This window comes from Nocardia sp. NPDC005746 (genome assembly GCF_040630785.1).
GTDB lineage: Bacteria > Actinomycetota > Actinomycetes > Mycobacteriales > Mycobacteriaceae > Nocardia.
The window spans coordinates 1-18722 of record NZ_JBEXYE010000021.1 but is presented as its reverse complement, the minus strand read 5'-3'; the positions used below and the strand labels follow the sequence as shown (position 1 = coordinate 18722).

Annotated in this window: 22 protein-coding genes, 1 tRNA gene and 1 other RNA gene; 16 read left to right on the top strand and 8 right to left on the bottom strand. The window is 66.9% G+C overall.

All coding sequences use genetic code 11. From position 1 onward, the window contains the following. Positions 1-4: 4 nt before the first annotated feature. The 3 genes from ABZ412_RS30035 to ABZ412_RS30025 form a co-directional block, all read right to left on the bottom strand. Complete coding sequence (locus ABZ412_RS30035) at positions 5-418, bottom strand: DUF805 domain-containing protein (protein WP_357286769.1); 414 nt, start codon at positions 416-418, stop codon at positions 5-7. 472 nt (positions 419-890) lie between these two features. Next, positions 891-1415 carry an O-acetyl-ADP-ribose deacetylase gene (locus ABZ412_RS30030; RefSeq protein WP_357286765.1) on the bottom strand — a complete coding sequence of 175 codons (525 nt, stop codon included), beginning with the start codon at positions 1413-1415 and terminating at the stop codon, positions 891-893. Positions 1416-1601: 186 nt separating this feature from the next. Then, positions 1602-1946: a hypothetical protein gene (locus tag ABZ412_RS30025; RefSeq protein ID WP_357286763.1), complete on the bottom strand. Its 345-nt coding sequence runs from the start codon at positions 1944-1946 to the stop codon at positions 1602-1604. A 74-nt stretch (positions 1947-2020) separates the two neighbouring features. On the opposite strand from ABZ412_RS30025, the gene ABZ412_RS30020 reads away from it, so the two are divergent. After that, entirely contained in the window at positions 2021-2332 is a 312-nt protein-coding gene (locus ABZ412_RS30020) for a helix-turn-helix domain-containing protein (protein ID WP_357286761.1), read from the top strand. Next, the gene (locus tag ABZ412_RS30015) at positions 2329-2868 is read left to right on the top strand and encodes an SRPBCC domain-containing protein (RefSeq protein ID WP_357286760.1); all 540 of its coding nucleotides are present in this window, start codon (positions 2329-2331) and stop codon (positions 2866-2868) included. Before ABZ412_RS30020 ends, ABZ412_RS30015 begins: the two co-directional genes overlap by 4 nt. A 72-nt stretch (positions 2869-2940) precedes the next feature. Here the strand turns inward: ABZ412_RS30015 and ABZ412_RS30010 are convergent, their stop codons facing one another. Both ABZ412_RS30010 and ABZ412_RS30005 read right to left on the bottom strand, forming a co-directional pair. Then, positions 2941-4176: an acyl-CoA dehydrogenase family protein gene (locus ABZ412_RS30010; protein WP_357286757.1), complete on the bottom strand. Its 1236-nt coding sequence runs from the start codon at positions 4174-4176 to the stop codon at positions 2941-2943. 27 nt (positions 4177-4203) lie between these two features. Next, positions 4204-5586 (bottom strand): acyl-CoA dehydrogenase family protein, encoded by a 1383-nt coding sequence (locus tag ABZ412_RS30005; RefSeq protein WP_357086639.1) that lies wholly within the window; start codon positions 5584-5586, stop codon positions 4204-4206. 240 nt (positions 5587-5826) lie between these two features. On the opposite strand from ABZ412_RS30005, the gene ABZ412_RS30000 reads away from it, so the two are divergent. After that, the gene (locus ABZ412_RS30000; protein ID WP_357286754.1) at positions 5827-6081 is read left to right on the top strand and encodes a hypothetical protein; all 255 of its coding nucleotides are present in this window, start codon (positions 5827-5829) and stop codon (positions 6079-6081) included. A gap of 112 nt (positions 6082-6193) precedes the next feature. Here the strand turns inward: ABZ412_RS30000 and hisN are convergent, their stop codons facing one another. Together hisN and ABZ412_RS29990 are read right to left on the bottom strand one after the other, a co-directional pair. After that, complete coding sequence (gene hisN, locus ABZ412_RS29995) at positions 6194-6979, bottom strand: histidinol-phosphatase (RefSeq protein ID WP_357286751.1); 786 nt, start codon at positions 6977-6979, stop codon at positions 6194-6196. A gap of 109 nt (positions 6980-7088) precedes the next feature. Then, positions 7089-7688, bottom strand: a complete 600-nt coding sequence (locus ABZ412_RS29990; protein WP_357287001.1) for an NAD(P)H-dependent oxidoreductase — start codon at positions 7686-7688, stop codon at positions 7089-7091. A 142-nt stretch (positions 7689-7830) separates the two neighbouring features. Here ABZ412_RS29990 and ABZ412_RS29985 point away from each other — a divergent pair, with 142 nt between their 5' ends. The 11 genes from ABZ412_RS29985 to ABZ412_RS29935 all read left to right on the top strand — a co-directional run bounded on the left by ABZ412_RS29985 (position 7831) and on the right by ABZ412_RS29935 (position 17238). Further along, positions 7831-8688 carry a helix-turn-helix transcriptional regulator gene (locus tag ABZ412_RS29985; RefSeq protein WP_357286748.1) on the top strand — a complete coding sequence of 286 codons (858 nt, stop codon included), beginning with the start codon at positions 7831-7833 and terminating at the stop codon, positions 8686-8688. A gap of 102 nt (positions 8689-8790) precedes the next feature. Then, a complete protein-coding gene (gene prfB / locus ABZ412_RS29980; protein ID WP_357286745.1) occupies positions 8791-9912 on the top strand; it encodes a peptide chain release factor 2 in 1122 nt (373 codons plus the stop codon). A gap of 48 nt (positions 9913-9960) precedes the next feature. Continuing rightward, on the top strand, positions 9961-10809 hold the full coding sequence (locus ABZ412_RS29975) for a mechanosensitive ion channel family protein (protein WP_357286743.1): 849 nt from the start codon (positions 9961-9963) through the stop codon (positions 10807-10809). Continuing rightward, the gene (locus ABZ412_RS29970) at positions 10787-10963 is read left to right on the top strand and encodes a hypothetical protein (RefSeq protein WP_357286740.1); all 177 of its coding nucleotides are present in this window, start codon (positions 10787-10789) and stop codon (positions 10961-10963) included. Before ABZ412_RS29975 ends, ABZ412_RS29970 begins: the two co-directional genes overlap by 23 nt. 57 nt (positions 10964-11020) lie before the next feature. Then, positions 11021-11710, top strand: coding sequence for a cell division ATP-binding protein FtsE (gene ftsE / locus ABZ412_RS29965; RefSeq protein WP_357086625.1), 690 nt, complete (start codon positions 11021-11023; stop codon positions 11708-11710). Further along, positions 11710-12615 (top strand): permease-like cell division protein FtsX, encoded by a 906-nt coding sequence (gene ftsX, locus ABZ412_RS29960; protein ID WP_357286737.1) that lies wholly within the window; start codon positions 11710-11712, stop codon positions 12613-12615. The genes ftsE and ftsX overlap by 1 nt, the downstream gene beginning before the upstream one ends. Positions 12616-12675: 60 nt before the next feature. Further along, positions 12676-15063, top strand: coding sequence for a DNA helicase RecQ (gene recQ / locus ABZ412_RS29955; protein ID WP_357286734.1), 2388 nt, complete (start codon positions 12676-12678; stop codon positions 15061-15063). Positions 15064-15095: 32 nt separating this feature from the next. Continuing rightward, positions 15096-15416, top strand: coding sequence for a hypothetical protein (locus tag ABZ412_RS29950; RefSeq protein WP_357286732.1), 321 nt, complete (start codon positions 15096-15098; stop codon positions 15414-15416). Positions 15417-15542: 126 nt separating this feature from the next. Then, positions 15543-15615: transfer RNA gene (locus ABZ412_RS29945), tRNA-Glu, on the top strand. Between the two features lie 362 nt (positions 15616-15977). Beyond that, positions 15978-16655: a slipin family protein gene (locus tag ABZ412_RS29940; protein WP_357286729.1), complete on the top strand. Its 678-nt coding sequence runs from the start codon at positions 15978-15980 to the stop codon at positions 16653-16655. 49 nt (positions 16656-16704) lie between these two features. Beyond that, complete coding sequence (locus ABZ412_RS29935) at positions 16705-17238, top strand: SRPBCC domain-containing protein (RefSeq protein ID WP_357286727.1); 534 nt, start codon at positions 16705-16707, stop codon at positions 17236-17238. A gap of 9 nt (positions 17239-17247) precedes the next feature. On the opposite strand, the gene ABZ412_RS29930 is transcribed toward ABZ412_RS29935, so the two are convergent. Next, the gene (locus ABZ412_RS29930) at positions 17248-17532 is read right to left on the bottom strand and encodes a putative quinol monooxygenase (RefSeq protein WP_357086616.1); all 285 of its coding nucleotides are present in this window, start codon (positions 17530-17532) and stop codon (positions 17248-17250) included. A gap of 170 nt (positions 17533-17702) precedes the next feature. Here ABZ412_RS29930 and smpB point away from each other — a divergent pair, with 170 nt between their 5' ends. Both smpB and ssrA read left to right on the top strand, forming a co-directional pair. Next, positions 17703-18179, top strand: a complete 477-nt coding sequence (smpB, locus tag ABZ412_RS29925) for an SsrA-binding protein SmpB (RefSeq protein WP_040860814.1) — start codon at positions 17703-17705, stop codon at positions 18177-18179. Between the two features lie 103 nt (positions 18180-18282). Beyond that, positions 18283-18655: a transfer-messenger RNA gene (gene ssrA, locus ABZ412_RS29920) on the top strand. Positions 18656-18722: the final 67 nt, after the last annotated feature.

Genomic DNA, 18722 nt, shown 5'->3' with positions numbered 1-18722 from the left:
TGCGTCAGGAGTATGCCAAGGGGCCGAGGTTCTGGGGTTCACGGTCTTTCGGGTCGGACCCGTATTTGTTGGGACCGTGGGTGCCGTCGATGACGGAGAGGACGAACAAGGTGAGCGCGCCTACGAAGGGGATGAAGGCGATGAGGATAAACCAGCCGGAGAATTCGGCGTCGTGCAGGCGGCGTACTCGGACCGCGAGGGAGGGGATCAAGAGCGCCAGCACGACGAGGCCGTGGACGACGGCCAGCGGGGAGGTGCCGGTGCGGTCGGGGGCCGTAAGAGCGGCGTTGAGGACGGGTATGCCGACGATGATCAACAAGAAGAACAGTGTGAACCACCAGAATTCGCTGCGGCGGGCGCGGCCGCTGAAGGTGGCGTACTTCGATAGGACGCTCTTGATAGCAGCACCGAAACCCATGGGACCCTCCCCGAAAACTGAGGAGCCGCCGCTGCTTCGGCGCGGCTCCCTAAAACAAACGGGGGCAACGTATCACGTGGTGCAAAGCATCATCGGCTATGTTCAGCCGGTTTTTGAAACCTAACCGATTCGCTGACGGATACGCGCGCACCTAGTCCGTAAGGTCTTTCAATCTGTGACTTCGCGGGTGCGGAGATACATCTGGTTCATCAGTCCGGTGTCGGATGCAGATTGATGAGGAACTCGAGCACGGTACGAAATCCGAAGAGTATGGCCAGCAACGCCACACGGACACCCACAGCACACCCGACGAACACCGCAACCCGCGATACTCGTATCGCGTACCAGCCCGCGCACCCCATCCTTACGCGCCGCGAAAACGACCGCCGCAACGATCAAAACCGACGCCACCACCAACCCCACAACAATGAAGCCGGTCAGCATCCTCACCACCACCTGCCCGATCGCCGATCTACCAGTCAGTGGATCGCCCCTGCGCGCTGGCGAAGGAGTCGTAAGCGTCCTGGCTGAACAGTACGAACCGCACTTCCCGCACCGCCGTGTCGGCTGCTCGCACCGTCTCTATCGCGATCCGGGCACCGTCGTCGATCGGCCAGCCGAAAATACCGGTGGAGATGGCCGGGAACGCTACCGTCCGCGCACCCAATTCATCCGCCACCCGCAGTGATTCGCGATAGCAGGAGGCCAGCAGCTCCGATCGGTCATCCTGCGCCGACCACACCGGCCCCACTGTGTGAATCACCCACCGCGCGGGCAGATTCCCACCGGTCGTCGCAACGGCCTTCCCGGTCGCCAGCCCCTTCCCATAATGCGACGCCCGCAGGTCACGGCAAGCAGCCAGAATCGCCGGACCCCCCTTCCGATGAATGGCCCCATCAACACCCCCACCCCCGAGCAGTGAAGAATTCGCCGCATTCACCACAGCATCAACCTTCTGCTCGGTGATATCCCCCCGAACCAGCACAAGTTCGACCATGGACCAATTGTCCCCGCATCGAGCAGTCCGGCGCGCAGAGCCTCCGGTATGCCGCCGTCACTCGCCCGTCGCACCCGTGCGGCAACATCCTCGCCACCGTCGACAGGTTGAAGTACGCCGACTCCGTGGTCGAAATCCGCCGTGTCCGTGCCGATCTGGACGCTTACCGGACCCAACTCGACAGTTTCATTGCTGGAGTTCCGGGATGGGTTGCTCTTCGAGGACGACGATTTCGCACTGGTCGGCCCAGTGGAGGTGGTGGTGGTTGTCGACCAGTTTCAGGGCCTCGTCCATGGAGGTGGCCTGGAGGATGGACATTCCGATTACTTCGCTGGAGGTTTCGGTGGTTTCGGTGGGGGTGATGCGGCGGGCGTTGCCGAGGGGCTTGCCCGGGTCGAGGAGGGCGGGGCCGAGGCGGGTGCCCCAATCCGCCCACATTCGAATGCCTTTCGCGGCTTCGGCGGGGGTGGCCTGGGCGAATCGTTCGGCGACCGATTGTGGGGCGAGATAGAGGACTACGTAGCGGTTCATGAGCCGACGATAGGTGACCAAATGGTCACATGTCAATGGTTAGGTGACCGATTGGTCTCGTATAGAGTCGGGGTGTGGACGAGGACGCGGTGTTCAAGGCGCTGGCTGATCCCACTCGGCGGCATCTGCTGGACGCGCTGTTCGTCAGGGACGGGCAGACGCTGACCGAGCTGGAATCCGGGGTGGAGATGACCCGGTTCGGGATCAGCAAGCATCTTCGGCTGCTCGAGGACGCGGGCCTGGTGACCGTGGTGCGGAGCGGGCGGAAGAAGTTGCACTACCTCAATTCCGTGCCGATCCGGCTGATTCACGACCGGTGGATCGACAAGTTCACCGAACAGCAGATCTCCGCGCTCGCCGAGCTGAAGAAGGACCTGGAATCGTGAGCTTCGAGGACATCCTCCCGCGTGCGCGCCCCGAGACGACGCAGATCCACCGCGTGATCATCGCCGCACCGCCCGAACGGATCTGGGAAGCCATCACCGATCCCGACTGGACCGTGCGCTATGGCTTCGGCGGCCGCAGCGTGATCGAACCCCGCGTCGGCGGCGCGTTCGCGGTCTTCGCGCCCACCGGCCCCCGCCCGATCGACACCGACCCGGACATCATCATCCGCGGCACGGTCACCGACTACGCCCCACCGCTGCGCTGGTCCGCCCGCATCCGCTTCCTGGGCGACGAAAACCTGGCGGCCGAGCCGGAAACCCACCTCAGCTACGAAATCCGCGACCGCGGCGACGGCACCTGCGCCCTCACCGTCATCCACGACGTGGCCGGAGCCCCACTCATCTCGATCATCATCTCCGGCGACCTGGAACCCGAGGGCTTCGGAGGCGGCTACCCCTTCATGCTCAGCGACCTCAAATCCCTCCTGGAAACCGGCCACCCACTCCCCGTCAGCCGCCCCACCCACAAAGGTTGACCGCCCACAGAGACAGCAAAACCCCGGTGCCGACCCTGCGGGCCGCACACCGGGGTTTCGTTGTGCCAGAACTTACTTCAGCTTGTCGCTGCCCAGTCCGAGGACGCGGCGGGCGACGATCAGCTGCTGGATCTGCTGGGTGCCTTCGAAGATGTCGAGGATCTTCGAGTCGCGGCCCCACTTCTCCAGGAGGGTTCGCTGGGAGTAGCCGGTGGCGCCGGCGAGCTCGACTGCCTTGAGGGTGACGTCGGTGCCCATGCGGCCGGCCTTGGCCTTGGACATGGAGGCCTCGAGGGAGTTGGGCTTCTTGTTGTCGGCCATCCACGCGGCGCGGAGGGAGAGGAGGTAGGCCGCCTCCCAATCCGCTTCCAGGCGCAGGAATTCCGCGGCGGCGGCGTGCTGGTTGTTGGCGGGGGTGTCGTAGGAGATCTCGACGCCCGCGTCGGTCAGCACCGTGCGGAGTTCCTCGAGGGCGGCGCGGCCGACGCCGACCGCCATGGCGGCCACGAGGGGACGGGTGTTGTCGAACGTCTGCATGACGCCCGCGAAACCCTTCTCCACGTTGACTTCCGGGGAACCGAGGATGTTGTCCTTCGGGATGCGGCAGTCCTCGAAGCGGATCTCGGCGGTGTCGGACGCCTTGATGCCGAGCTTGTGCTCGAGGCGGGACACGGTGAGGCCCTTGGCATCGCGGGGAACCACGAAGGACTTGATGGCGGCGCGGCCCAGGGACCGGTCCACCGACGCCCACACCACGATGTGGGTGGCGCGCGAGCCCGCGGTCACGAAGATCTTGGTGCCGTTGAGGACCCACTCGTCACCGTCGAGGGTGGCGGTGGCGGTGACCGCCGCGGAGTCGGAGCCGAAGGACGGCTCGGTGATGGCCATGGCGGCCCACACCTTGCCGAACCGCGACAGCTGCTCGTCGGTGGCGACCGCGGCAATGGCGGCGTTGCCGAGACCCTGGTAGGGGATCGACAGCATCAGGCCGACGTCGCCCCAGGAGGTCTCGAGGGCGTTCATCAGCGCGGACATATTGCCGCCGTTGGTGTTTCCGAGCAGCTCGGTGGCGTGCTTGTCGCCCTCGGTGGACTCGCCCGCCTTACGGCCGCCGGTGGCGCCGGAGACGTCGGCGGAACCCGAGTCGGACAGGCCCTCGACCATGGCGGCCATGGTGTCCAGCTCGACCGGGTATTCGTGCTCGGCCAGGTCGTACTTGCGCGACGCGGGACGGAAGATCTCCTGCGCGACCTGGTGGGCCTGGTTGGCGCTGGCCCGCAGCTTCTTGGGGAGTTCGAGATTGATCATGAGTGGTCTCTCCGTTGAGAAGTCGGGTCAGAGGAGAACGACGCCCTCGGCGACGCCCACACCGCGCAGATCGCGGTACCAGCGCTCGACCGGGTGTTCCTTGGTGAAGCCGTGGCCGCCGAGCAGCTGCACGCCGTCGAGGCCGATCTGCATGCCCTTGTCGGTGGCCAGCTTCTTGGCCAGCGCGGCCTCGCGGGCGAAGGACAGGCCCTGCTCGGCGCGAGACGCACCCCGCAGCGTCACGAGACGAAGACCGTCCAGCTCGATCGCCATGTTCGCGACCATGAACGCGACCGCCTGCCGGTGCGCGATCGGCTCACCGAACGCCTCCCGCTCCTTCACGTACGGAATCACGTAGTCCAGTACGGCCTGACCGGTGCCGATGGCCAGCGAGGCCCAGCCCAGGCGAGCCAGCCGCACCGCGTCGGCGTACTCCTCGGCGCGCACCGCGCCCTCGGAGTCACCCAGCAGGGCGGTCGCGGGAACCGCGACATTGTTCAGGATCAGGCGACCCAGGCCCGCGGCCCGCATACCCATGCTCGGGTCCGCCTCGATCACCAGGCCCTCGGTGTCGGACTCGACGATGAAGAAGGTCGGGCGGCCGTCCAGTTCGGCGGCGACGATGAACAGCTCGGCGTCACCGGCGGCCGGGACCAGGGTCTTCACGCCGTTGAGGCGGAAACCGCTGGGGGAGCGGGTGGCCTTGGTCTTCAGCGCGAACGGATCGAACAGCGCCTGCGGCTCGGCGATGACCACCGAGGACTGCGGCACGTTCTCGCCCGCGTACGCGCCCAGGTAGCTCTTCTGCTGCGCGTCGGTGCCCCACTGCGACAGCGCGACGGCGACACCGCTCGGCGCCAGGATCGGCAGCGCCAGGCCCATGTCGCCGTACGCCAGCGCCTCGGCGACCAGCGAGTTGGTGACCGCGCCCCGCTCGGAGGCCGCGCCCTCGAGCTCCTCGGGCACGTTGATCAGCGTGACGCCCAGCTCGGCGGCCCGCTCCAGCAGGTCGCGCGGCGCCTTGGCCGAGTTGTCGGCCTCGTACGCGGCCGGGCGCAGGATCTCGCCGGCGAAGTCACGCACCGTCTCGACGATCATCTGCTGCTCGTCGGTCGGGGTGAGGTCGAAGTAGTCCTTCTTGCGAGACTCGTTGGCGGGCAGACGCTTCGGAGCGCCACCGCCGGCGACCTTCTCGAACGCGCGGGTCGCGGCACCGAGGGTGCGGAATCCGGTCTTGGTGCCCTCATAGGTGAGACGCTCGATCGGCTTGCGCAGGTTGTACTTCTCGGCCAGGTCGGACCCCGTGATGGTCGTCATGACCCGCATCGCCGCGCCCATCCAGTCACGTTTGACCGGGTTGAGGCCAACGGCGGACGTATCCCGCTTCGTTGCGGTGTCTCGAGTGCTCATAATCACCAAGTTTCTATCGAGGAGGTGGGTGATCCTGCCCAGCAATCTTACTCCTGAGTAAGACTATCTTACTTCAGAGTAAGAACTGTCGTCGAGTGTTGTCGAATCACGAGGTCAGAGCGGTGGCTCGAACGTGCCCATGACGTAACCCGGATCTAGTGAAACAAACTCACTTCAAACGGAGGCGAGCTGGGCTAAGGTGTCGGCGCATAACCCGATCCTGATGGAGGCTCGTACATAATGAAGATCGCGCTCGGAACGGTCGGCTTCGTCGCCGCCGGTCTCTTCCTCACCGCCCCCGCCGTGAATGCCGAAGTGCCGCTGCAGAACATCGACATCGGCATCACCGGCTCCAGCCTCGGCTCGAGCAATGGCCCCGGCTGTGGCAGCGGCGTGCTGAACACCGAGATCGGCCTGGGCTCGGTCGGTGTGGGCTCCTCCGCCCTCGGCGGCCCCTACATCGACGCCGGCTCGGTCTGCATCCCGCTGGGCTGAAACCCGTAGCAACGCAGCACGATAAAGCGTAGCCGCACCGGAAGTTCAGGTGCAGCCACGCGCCCGGTGGCGGGACCGCAGCCCGCGCCGGGCACTCCCCGAAGAATTCGAATCAGGCCTGCAGTGCCGCCAGAACCTGGTCCTGCAGATGCGAATTGGTCGCCACCGCACTGCCGCCGTGCGGCCCAGGATTGCCGTCGAGCGAGGTGAAGGTGCCGCCCGCCTCACGAATCAGAATGTCGAGCGCGGCCATGTCCCACAGCGACAGTTCCGGCTCGGTGACGATGTCCACCGCACCCTCCGCCAGCAGCGCGTAGCCGTAGAAGTCGCCGTATCCGCGCACCCGCCACACTTCGTCGGTGAGCGCGATGAGTTTGGCGCGGCGGCCGATCGCCCGCCAGCCGGATAGGCTCGAGATCGCCAGGCTGGACGCTCCCAGCTCCGCCACCGCGGACACCGAAATCGCCTTGGGCTCACCCTTTTCGAAGGAGCTCCAGGCGCCGTGGCCCGACGCCGCCCACCAGCGCCGCGACAGGCCGGGCGCGCTCACCACGCCCACCACCGGCACACCGTCTTCCAGCAGCGAGATGAGCGAGGCCCACACCGGCACGCCGCGCACGAAGTTCTTGGTCCCGTCGATCGGATCGATCACCCACTGCCGCCCCGTGAACTCGGCATCCCCGCCGAATTCCTCGCCGAGCACCAGATCGTCGGGGCGCTCGGCCGCGAGCACCTCCCGCACCATCCGCTCGACCGCCAGATCCGCGTCCGACACCGGCGTCAGATCCGGTTTCGAATCGATCTTCAAGTCGAGCGCCCCGAACCGCTCACGGGTTATCACATCGGCCGCGTCGGCCAGCCTCAGCGCAAGTTCCAGGTCAGCGGAGTATCCGGTCACCCCGAGCACGTTAGTCCTCCCCCGTTAACACCGGGTGTCCCACGTCCCGAACGATGGATGGCACACCGGTGAGCGGAGATTTGCTCGCTCTGGGTATCCCAACGGCAGGTCAGGCCGGAACAGCGGCCCGCCGGGCGGCGCCGAGGGCCGTTGCCCACCAGTGCAGCTGAGTCAGCAGACGGTCGGCGGCCTCCTCGTACTCGGCGGGCTCGATCAGCGCGCCCGACTGGTCGAACAGCAGGTAGTAGCGGGAGAACGAGAGATAATTCCGCACCGTGTGGGCGTTCAGCTCGTTGAACACCGCGCGCAGACCCTCGATCGCCAGCAGCCCGCCGGATCCACCGCTGTAGCCGACGAATCCCACCGTCTTGCGATCCCATTCGGTGACATGCCAGTCGATAGCCGTCTTGAGAGACGACGGGAAGCTGCGGTTGATATCGGGCGTGACGACCACGAACGCGTCCGCCGCCGCCAGCCGCGCCGCCAACTCGTCGCCCTTGCCGGGGCGGGCCGGATTCGGCTCCATCGCCAGCGGGATCGCGGGCAGTTCGTGCGGCAGGTCGTAGTCGGCCAGATCGATCACATCCACCTCGAATGCGCCGTGGACGCGGGCCCGCGCGGCGAACCAGTCGGCCACCACCGGTCCGAAGCGTCCCTCCCGGACGCTGCCGATGATCACCGCGAGGCGCAGGGACGTGCTGGTCATGATGGACTCCTTCGGGGATCCGGTGCGGCCGGTCGGCCGCTCGGGATCAACTCTGCGAGTTCGCGAGACCGGTAGGGAGACCACGCTGAGGGTGGTAGTGGCAGGGACACCCTCCGCGACCGCCCCGGTTGTTACCGTCGAAAACGTGAGTGAGAACGAGCTGGGACTGTTCCTGCGCCTGCGCCGCGAGGCCGTCACACCCGCGGAGGTGGGCCTGCCGACCGGTCCCCGGCGGCGCACGCCCGGGCTGCGCCGGGCCGAATTGGCCACGCTCGCGGGTGTTTCCGTGGAATACCTGACCCGGCTCGAGCAGGGGCGCGACCGGCATCCGTCCTCGCCGGTGCTGATCGCGCTGGCCGACGCGCTCCGACTGACTCCCGCGCAGCGCGTGCACCTGCTCGGTTTCGCGAAGGCGGGGGATCCGAACTTCAACTGCCGCGGCGCATCCGGGCCCAACCGCCGCATCCGCCCCGCCGTGCGGGCCATGCTGGATCAGCTCGAGCCCGCGCCCGCCGCCGTGATGAACCGCCTCACCGAGATCCTCGCCGTGACCGACGGCTACCGCGCCCTGTTCGGACCGATCGGCATGCTCGACGCCGGACTGCCCGGCAACTACGCCCGCTACGTGCTGTCCGACCCGCGCGCCCGGGAGTTCTACCCCGACTGGGAACACAAGGCGGACAAGGTGGTCGCCACCCTCAAACAGGGTCCGGGCCGCGCCGACCCGCACGTGAACGCGCTGTTCGACGAGCTCGCCGCGACCCTGGGCCCGGAATTCACCGACCGGCTCGACACCATCCCCGGCTTGCCCGACACCAATGGCGTCGGCCGCCTCGAACACCCCGAGGCCGGGTCGCTGCGCCTGGCCTACGAGACCCTGCACTTCTCGGCGGATGACGACCAGACCCTCATCGTCTACCTGCCCGCCGACGACGCCACCGCCGCCGCCCTCGATCGTCTGGTCGGTCGCCGCCCCGGCGGGCTACGTGCCGTCGCCGGGTGAGTCGCGGCAATAGTTGCCGGTGGCTGGCTCGCCGACCGCTCGGGGAAGCGGGGGAATGCCGAAGTTAGGGCCCGGTGCGGCGGGACGGTAGATTTGAACACCGTGCATCCTGACGTCTCCGCTGATCTGGCCGAACTCGACACCACTCTGAAGACCATCGAGTCGGTGCTCGATATCGACGAGCTGGCTCGCCGCATCGACGAGCTGGAACACCAGGCGGCCGACCCGGAGCTGTGGAACAACCAGGAGCACGCGCAGAGCGTGACCAGTGAGTTGTCGCACGCCCAGGCCGAACTGCGGCGGGTGCGCGACCTGCGGCAGCGGCTCGAGGATCTGCCGGTGCTCTATGAGCTCGCCGAGGCCGAGGAGGGCGCGGACCAGGTCGCGGCGCTGGCCGACGCCGACGCCGAGCGGGCCGCCCTGCACGCCGACGTCGAGGCGATGGAAGTCCGGACGCTGCTCTCGGGCGAATACGACAAGCGTGAGGCGCTGGTCAACATTCGTTCCGGCGCGGGTGGCGTGGACGCCGCGGACTGGGCGCAGATGCTGATGCGCATGTACGTGCGCTGGGCCGAGGGACACAAGTACCCGGTCGAGATCTACGACACCTCCTATGCGGAAGAGGCGGGCATCAAGTCGGCGACCTTCGCGGTGAAGGTGCCCTACGCCTACGGCACGCTGTCGGTCGAAATGGGTACGCACCGACTGGTCCGTATCAGCCCGTTCGACAACCAGGGCCGCCGCCAGACCTCCTTCGCCGAGGTCGAGGTGCTGCCCGTCGTCGAGACCACCGACCACATCGAGATCCCCGAGGGCGAGGTCCGCGTCGACGTGTACCGCTCCTCGGGTCCGGGCGGTCAGTCGGTCAACACCACCGACTCCGCGGTCCGCCTGACCCACATCCCGACCGGCATCGTGGTCACCTGCCAGAACGAGAAGTCGCAGCTGCAGAACAAGATCTCGGCCATGCGCGTGCTGCAGGCCAAGCTGCTCGAGCGCAAGCGGCAGGAAGAACGCGCCCAGATGGACGCGCTCAAGACCAACGAGGGCGCGTCCTGGGGCAACCAGATGCGGTCCTACGTGCTGCACCCGTACCAGATGGTCAAGGATCTGCGCACCAACTACGAGGTCAACAACCCCTCCGCCGTGCTCGACGGCGACATCGATGCTTTCATCGAAGCCGGAATTCGTTGGCGCATGCGGGAGCAGTCGGCGGCCAACTAGATCAACTCGGCTTGCCCGCTCCGCACGGCGGAGGGGAGCGGAGGCGCTATGAATACAGAGTTCGGAAATTGGCTGCGGTCCAGCGGCTTGGAGATCGTGCTGCTCGTCGTGGGCACCATGCTCTTCAGCCGCGGCGCGAACTATGTGCGGGACCGGATCACCCGGCGCATCGACGCCGGATTCCGCAGCAGTGACTCGCTGGTGCGGTCGGAGGCGTCCAAGCACCGGCACGCGCTGGCCCAGGTGATCACCTGGGTGGTGTTGTCCATCGTCTACTTCCTGGTCTCGCTGGAAGTGTTGCGGCGCTTGGGCTTCGAGCTGGGCGGACTGGTCGCCCCGGCGGCGGTGCTGGGCGCGGCGCTGGGTTTCGGCGCGCAGCGCATCGTGCAGGATCTGCTCGCGGGATTCTTCCTGATCACCGAAAGGCAGTACGGCTTCGGCGATGTCGTGCGGATCGCGGTCAGCGGGAACTCCGCGGAGGCCGAGGGTACGGTGGAGGACGTCACGCTGCGCATCACCACCTTGCGCAGCGCGGACGGCGAAGTGGTCATCGTTCCCAACGGTCAGATCGTGAAGGTGACCAACCTGTCCAAGGATTGGGCGCGCGCCGCCATCGATGTGCCGGTGCCCGCCACGTCCGACATCAACAAGGTCAACGAAGTCCTGCGCGATGTCGGGGCCAAGGCGTTCTCCGATCGCAAGCTGAAGGCCCTGCTGCTGGACCAGCCCAGCGTGATGGGTGTCGAAGATCTCACCGTCAATCAGATGAACATCAAGATGGTGGCCCGGACGCTCCCGGGCAAACAGTTCGAAGTCGGGCGCGAGCTCCGTGTGCGGGTGGCCGCGGCACTGCGCCGGGAGGGTATGAGTGTCGGTGCCGATCAAGCGAATCCGTAAGTCCACCGCGATCCTGATGGCCGTGTGGGTCGCGACATTCGTGCTCTACGTGGTCGTCAAGCCCGCCGGACACGAGCCCAAAAGCACCCCGCCGATCGTGAATACCGTGCTCAGCAACTATCTGCCAAACACATCCGAGCACACGCGGCGCTGACTCCCCACCCGCGCGGTGTGGTCGGCCGCGCGGTCGTGCTGGCTACACTGGCTCCCCGTGATAACCCTGCGCAACGTCACCAAGTCGTATCAGACCTCGACGCGGCCGGCGCTGGACAATGTCTCCGTCGATATCGGAAAAGGCGAGTTCGTCTTCGTTATCGGGCCCTCGGGCTCCGGAAAGTCCACGTTCATGCGGATGCTGTTGAAGGACGAGAAGCCGACCACCGGTGAGGTGTGGGTCGCCGACTTCCGGGTCGACCGGCTGCCCGGGCGCAAGGTTCCCAAGCTGCGCCAGCGCATCGGGTGCGTCTTCCAGGACTTCCGGCTGCTGCAGCAGAAGACGGTGGAACAGAATGTCGCGTTCGCGCTGGAGGTGATCGGCAAATCGCGAGCATTCATCAATCGGTCGGTGCCCGAGGCGCTCGACATGGTGGGGCTCGCGGGCAAGGCCGACCGGCTGCCCGGCGAACTGTCCGGCGGTGAGCAGCAGCGCGTCGCGCTCGCCCGCGCCTTCGTGAACCGGCCGCTGGTGCTGCTGGCGGACGAACCGACCGGCAACCTCGACCCGGAGACCAGTCAGGACATCATGATGCTGCTCGAACGCATCAACCGCACCGGAACCACGGTGGTCATGGCCACCCATGACAACACCATCGTCGACGCCATGCGCCGGCGCGTGGTCGAACTCGATCGCGGACGCATCGTGCGCGACGACGAGATGGGCGTCTACGGGGTGGGCCGATAATGCGCGCGGGATTCCTGTTCAGCGAGGTCTTCACCGGCCTGCGCCGCAATGTCACCATGACCATCGCCATGATCCTCACCACCGCGGTGTCGCTGACCATGCTCGGCGGCGGTCTGCTCGCGGTCCGGATGGCGGACAAGATCCAGGACTACTACGTCCAGCGCGTGGAGATCCGGCTGTACCTCGACGATCAGGTGTCGAAGACGGACCCGGACTGCACGGGACAGCCGTGCGCCTCGCTCATGGCGGATCTGAAGAAGCACGACTATGTGGCGAACGTGCAGTTCATCAATAGCTCGGACGCGGTGAAAGAGGTCAAGGAGACCACCTTCAAGGATCAGCCGGGACTCGCCGACGAGGTGAGCAAGGACGGCCTGCCCGCCTCGTTCCGGGTGAAGCTCGACGACGTCACCAAGTACCGGTCCATCTACGACGACTTCTCCAAGCGGCCCGGCGTCATGACCGTGCTCAATGACATGGACATCGTGGACCGGCTGGTCAGCTTCTTCGTCGGATTGCGCAATGCCGCCTTCGGATTGGCGGCGCTGCAAGCCCTCGCCGCCTTGATGCTGATCGCCAATATGGTGCAGGTCGCGGCGCTGGCCCGGCGGACCGAGGTCGGCATCATGCGACTGGTCGGCGCCACCCGCTGGTACACGCAGCTGCCGTTCCTGCTGGAAGCCGTGCTGGCGGCGTTGGTGGGATCGGTGCTGGCCGTGGGTGGTCTGTTCGTGGCGCAGCCGCTGGTGATCAACCGGGCCCTGGGGTCGCTGTTCAACGATCAGGTGCTGCCGCGGATCACCGGCGACGACATCGCGGCCGTGGCCATGGTCGTCACACCGATCGGTATCGGATTCGCCGCTCTCACCGCGTATGTCGCCTTGCGGTACTACGTGCGCGAGTGACGGGGTGCGAAGTTCTCGAGCGGGCACCGGTCGTCGGATGGTGTCCGTAGGATTGCCGTCGTGAGTGCGCCGGAGGTCGAGACCATTGACGGGAACCTGGGTGATGCCGGAAGTGATCCGGCACACCAGGTTTTGCGGAAGACGTTCGGGTACGACAATTTTCGCGGGCCACAGCGGGAGATCGTCGAACAAGTGATCTCCGGCGGCGACGCCCTGGTGCTCATGCCCACCGGTGGCGGCAAGTCGCTGTGTTATCAGATCCCGGCGCTGGTCCGGCCGGGTGTCGGCGTGGTCATCTCGCCGCTCATCGCCCTCATGCAGGACCAGGTCGACGCGCTCACCGCGGTGGGCGTGCGGGCCGGGTTCCTCAACTCCACACAGTTCCCCGACGAACGGCGCACGGTCGAGGCGCAATTCGTGGCGGGGGAGCTGGACGTGCTCTACCTCGCACCCGAGCGGCTGCGGCTGGAATCCACCGCCCAGCTGCTGGACCGGGGCAAGATCTCGGTCTTCGCCATCGACGAGGCGCACTGTGTGTCGCAGTGGGGCCACGACTTCCGGCCCGACTATCTGGGCCTGTCCATGCTGCACGAGCGCTGGCCGGACGTGCCGCGCATCGCACTCACCGCCACCGCCACCGAGGCCACCCGCAAGGAGATCGCCGAACGGCTGGACCTGCTCGAGGGGCGCGGGGCCAAGCACTTCGTGGCCAGCTTCGACCGGCCCAATATCCAGTACCGGATCGAGGGCAAGAACCGGGCCGAGCATCAGTTGCTGTCGTTCATCCAGAACGAACACGCCGGCGACGCGGGCATCGTCTACTGCCTATCCCGCAATTCGGTGGAGAAGACCGCGGCGTTCCTGACCGCCAACGGTGTGGAAGCGGTGCCGTATCACGCCGGCCTGGACAACCGGACCCGCGCGACCAACCAATCGCGGTTCCTGCGCGAGGACGGCCTGGTCGTGGTCGCCACCATCGCCTTCGGCATGGGTATCGACAAGCCGGACGTGCGGTTCGTCGCCCACCTGGACCTGCCCAAATCGGTGGAGGGCTACTACCAGGAGACCGGCCGCGCCGGACGTGACGGGCAGCCGTCCACCGCGTGGATGGTGTACGGCCTCAGCGACGTTGTGCAGCAACGCAAGATGATCGACTCCTCCGACGGCGACGCCATGCACCGCCGTCAGCTGCAGCTGCACCTGGAGGCCATGCTCGCGTTGTGCGAGACCGTCCAGTGCCGCCGGGTCCAGCTGCTCGCCTACTTCGGGCAGCGGGGGGAGCGCTGCGGCAACTGCGACACCTGCCTCACTGCGCCCGAGGCGTGGGACGGCACCGTGCCCGCGCAGAAGGTGCTCTCCACCGTGCTGCGGCTCAAGCGGGAACGCGGGCAGAGCTTCGGCGCGGGGCACATCGTGGACATCCTGATCGGCAAGCGCAATCCCAAGGTGGAGCAGCACGCCCATCACGAGCTGAAGGTCTTCGGCATCGGCACCGAACTGCGCGATATCGAATGGCGCGGGGTGATCCGCCAGCTGCTGGCGCAGGGGCTGCTCGCCGTGCACGGCGACTACGGGGTCCTGACGCTCACCGAATCCAGCAACCAGGTGCTGTTCGAGAAGCGCGAGGTCATGCTCCGCCGCGAGCCCGAACGCAGCAAGGCCGCACGAACCTCCAAGCCCGCCAAGGGTTCCCGCCTCGCGGCGGGCGACCTCAGCAAGTCCGATACCGACCTGTTCGAGAAGCTGCGCGCCTGGCGTGCCGCCACCGCCAAGGAACAGGGCGTGCCCGCCTACGTCGTCTTCCACGACGCGACGCTGCGCGACATCGCCACCCGCAAGCCCGCCTCGCTGTCCGATCTCGCGGGCATCTCCGGGATCGGCGAGAACAAGCGCGCGAAGTACGGCGAAGGCGTGCTCGAGGTGATCGCCGCGGCGGGCGGCTCCGACGCCGGGGGTGGCTCTGCGGCAGCCGGTGGCTCCGTGATCGCAGGCGGTGCGGCGGTCGCCGGTGACTCTGTGCCCGCCGGTGATTCCGCGGTCGCCCGCGGCTCCTCGGATGCGGGTGGTTCAGTGGCCACCGCTCGCCCACGGCGCGAATCGGCGAGTCCCGCACCGGCTTCCGGGTCGGCCTCGGCTGGCTCGGCGGTTTCGGCCCCGGCTTCGGGGTCCAGGTTCGGGGCGACCGAGGGGCTCGCGACGGCTGCCCCCGGAGCGCGGCGCGGCACGCGTGCCGCCACGACGTCCACCGCGGGCCGCGGGTCGAGCGCCACCGCGTCGAAACCTGGCTCCGCCGCGTCGGCGCCTCGCTCCGCTGACCCGGCCGCCGGCTCCGCCAGACTAGCGCCTGGCTTCGCCGCGCGGGCGAGCGGCTTCGCTGCGGCCGACGACATCCCCTGGCCCGATGAGGCGCCGCCGGAATTCGACGATCTGCCGCCGGACTACCAGTAGAGCCGCGAACCATCGAGAGAACGGTCGCCGCCATGACAGTCGACATGCCGCAGGTCGCGGCCGAAATCCTGGCCCGCCTGCGGGATGCCGGGTTCCCGGCCGAGGGGTCGCAGAACCGGCAGGTGCTCGCATTGGCCGAGGAGACGGGCGAGTTCGTCGGGGCGTACCGCCGCTGGTCCGGACAGGCCCGCCGCACAGGCACATTCGAGGAGATGCGGGCCGAGCTGGCGGACGTGGTCATCTGCGCGTGGCTGACCGCCGCCGAACTCGGGATCGATCTCGAGGCCGCGATCGGGGACAAGCTCGAAGTGATCTTCGAGCGCGGCTGGCGTGACGAGGTCCCCGGGAGCTGATCGCGGCGTCCGTGTGGGCGGGTCCTGTGGCCCTCCGCAAGCCTGTCAACAGGCGATTTGGTTGCTGGGCGGCGGCAGGATAAGCTTTCGGAGCTGCCGCGGTCCACGGATCGCAGCGAGCGACCTGGTCCCGTCGTCTAGCGGCCTAGGACGCCGCCCTCTCAAGGCGGTAGCGCGGGTTCAAATCCCGTCGGGACTACTGTGAAAGGCCCTTCAGTGAAAACTGAAGGGCCTTTTCGCATTTCACGGCTGCCGTTCCGCGCCCGGAAAATCGTTGGCGCGCAGCGCGATGCGCTGGCTACCGTTGATCTCGGCCACGACCAAGGGGCGCACCGGAATCTCCGGACCGCGTTCTCCGTATAGGGGGTGGCTATTTCCTGGTGACGCAGATTCCATCTGCCGAGGTTCGACTCCTTGACGTGATGCGCCCTGACCGGTCGTGGGCGGTATCGCGGCTCTGCGAGCTCTCCGTCTCCGGACGGGGGAGGCTCCCGCCGCGTGCCGTGATCGGTCAGGGCGTGTCCGGTCGTGCCCGATGCCAAGCGAGGGAAGGAGATTGGGATGTTCACGAAGACGATGTTCACGAAGACGTATGCGACTGTCATGGATTGGCAGCGCACCCTGCTGTACCGAGACGGTGTCCTGGAGCGGACGCTGGAGCCGGGCCGCCACCGCTACGACGAGAAGCGCTGCAAGCTCGTCACCGTCGATATGCGCCCGCGGACACTCCAGGTCGGCGGCCAGGAGCTGCTGACCTCGGACGGCCTGTCGCTGCGCGCGAGCCTCGCCGCCGACTGGGCGGTCACCGATCCGGTGGCCTTCACCGTGGGGGCGCAGAACGCCGAGATGGCGCTGTACGGAGCGGTCCACGAGGTCGCGCGCGACCTGGTGGCCGCGCACACCCTCGACGAGCTGGTCGCGGATCGCGCGCTGCTCGGTTCCGGGACGGCGACGGTCGCGGCCGCGGTCGAGCGGCTCGGCATCCGGGTCGACGCCGTGCGCGCCAAGGACATCATGCTCCCGGGCGAGCTCCGCAAGGCCGCCCTCGAGACGGTCCTGGCCCGTGAGCGCGGTCGCGCCGAGCTGGAGCGGGCCCGCGCCGAGGCGGCCGCACTGCGGTCGCTGGCCAACACGGCCAAGCTGCTCACCGACAACCCGGTGCTGCTGCGCCTGCGCACCCTGCAGGTCGCGGCGTCGCCGGGCGCGAAGGTCGTTCTCGACGTGCGTGAGGAAGCCTGACGGTGATTTTGCTTGCATCATGAAATCGAATGCGCTTAAGCTCACTTTCATGATGCAAGCAGAATCGGCGCGCAATTTCACCACCACGTTCTCGGTGGATCGGTCTCCTCAGGAAGCCTTCGAGGGCATCGTCAATGTCCGAGGCTGGTGGTCCGAGGATGCCGAGGGCGTCACCGATCGGGTCGGCGGCGAGTTCGTCCACCGCTATCAGGACGTGCATCGCTGCACGGTCCGCGTCACGGAATTGGTGCCGGGCCGCAAGGTGGCCTGGCTCGTCGTGGACAACTACTTCAATTTCATCGAAGACCAGGCCGAATGGAAGGGCACCGAGATCATCTTCGAGATCACCGAGAAGGACGGCGGGGCAGAGGTTCACTTCACCCACGTCGGCCTGGTGCCGCAGTACGAGTGCTACGACGTGTGCTCGAACGCCTGGGGCGGGTACCTCGGCGGCAGCCTCCGCAACCTGATCAATACCGGTACGGGACAGCCCAACCCGGCAGCGGGCGGCGCCGCCCCGTCCCACCAGGACGCGGCCTCCGAGTTGCGTGCCGAACGCGCACTCGACGGCCGGTCCGGGTAGAGCGGCGGATCAGGCCAGGGCTGTGGTGTGGTTCTGTTCCCACACCTGGATGTGCGGGCCGAACTCGCTGAGGAAGGCCTGCACGTGCGGGGTCGAGCCGTGATCGTCGAGGGCCTGGCGGGAATCCCAGTGCTCGAAGCACAGGAACAGTGACGGGTCGTCGTTGTCGCGGTAGAACTCGTAGGTGTGGCACCCGGGCTCGGCCAGGGTGGGTGCGGTGAGCGTCAGCATGGCCTGCGCGACCTGGTCGGCGGCGGCGGGATCGACCTTGATTCGGATGAAAGCCGTATGCACGGAGGTCCTTTCGAGGAGAGTCGCTGTGAACTGGCTCACGCCAGCGCCGGTTTCATGATTAACACCGGGCCGCCCGGTCCGGGCTGGGCGCGTCCCGGCCACCGGAACCCGGCCGGACCATCCGTAAGCTGGTTGGGAATTCCGACCGGCGACGGGACGATAGAGGAGACATGAAGGAAAAGGGGCGCAAGGTCATCGCCAGCAACAAGAAGGCGAGGCACAACTACGCGATCCTCGAGACGTTCGAGGCCGGCGTGGCGCTGGTCGGCACCGAGGTGAAGAGCCTGCGCGAGGGCAAGGCCTCGCTGGTCGACGCCTACGCCTCCATCGACGACGGTGAGGTGTGGCTGCGCGGCCTGCACGTGCCCGAGTACGGTCACGGCACCTGGACCAATCACGCCCCGCGTCGCACCCGCAAGTTGCTGCTGCACCGTCGCGAGATCGACAAGCTGCTCGGCAAGACCAAGGAGTCCAGCCTCACCCTGGTCCCGCTGTCCATGTACTTCTCCGACGGCAAGGTCAAGGTCGAACTGGCCCTCGCCAAGGGTAAGCAGGACTACGACAAGCGCCAGGACCTTGCCCGACGCGACGCCGAACGCGAGGTCACCCGCGAACTCGGCCGCCGTATCAAGGGCATGCGCGGCTGATCCGTCCGCTCGCGCGTTAATGGAATGAACCAAGGTTTGTGCGGTGTTAGGATAGGTAGCCCGGTGAGAGCCGGGAAGTTCATCTGAATCGGTGAACACAGACGGGGCTGAACGGTTTCGACTGCGTACGTTGATTCAGGGGAAGCGTGTCGGTGCAGGCAGGAGACCACCGTATAAGCGTCGCTGTAACCCTATAAGCGCCGATTCTCATCAGCGCGACTACGCTCTCGCTGCCTAAGCAACGAAGCGTGTCTGTCAGCCCGGGTTCGCCCTCGACCCGGTCCCTGGCATCAGCTAGAGGGCTCTACCGTCCGGCGCGGTCGCGGCGCCGGATGGGACATCTAACAGCGACTGGGATCGTCATCTCGGCTTGTTCGCGTGACCGGGAGATCCGAGCAGAGGCATAGCGAACTGCACACGGAGAAGCCCTGGAGATGCGGCGGAGGACCCGGGTTCGATTCCCGGCAGCTCCACCAAGGCCCTCTGATCTGGAGTACAGGTCAGGGGGCTTTTTCATTCGCCGACCACCCGCAAATGCGTTGC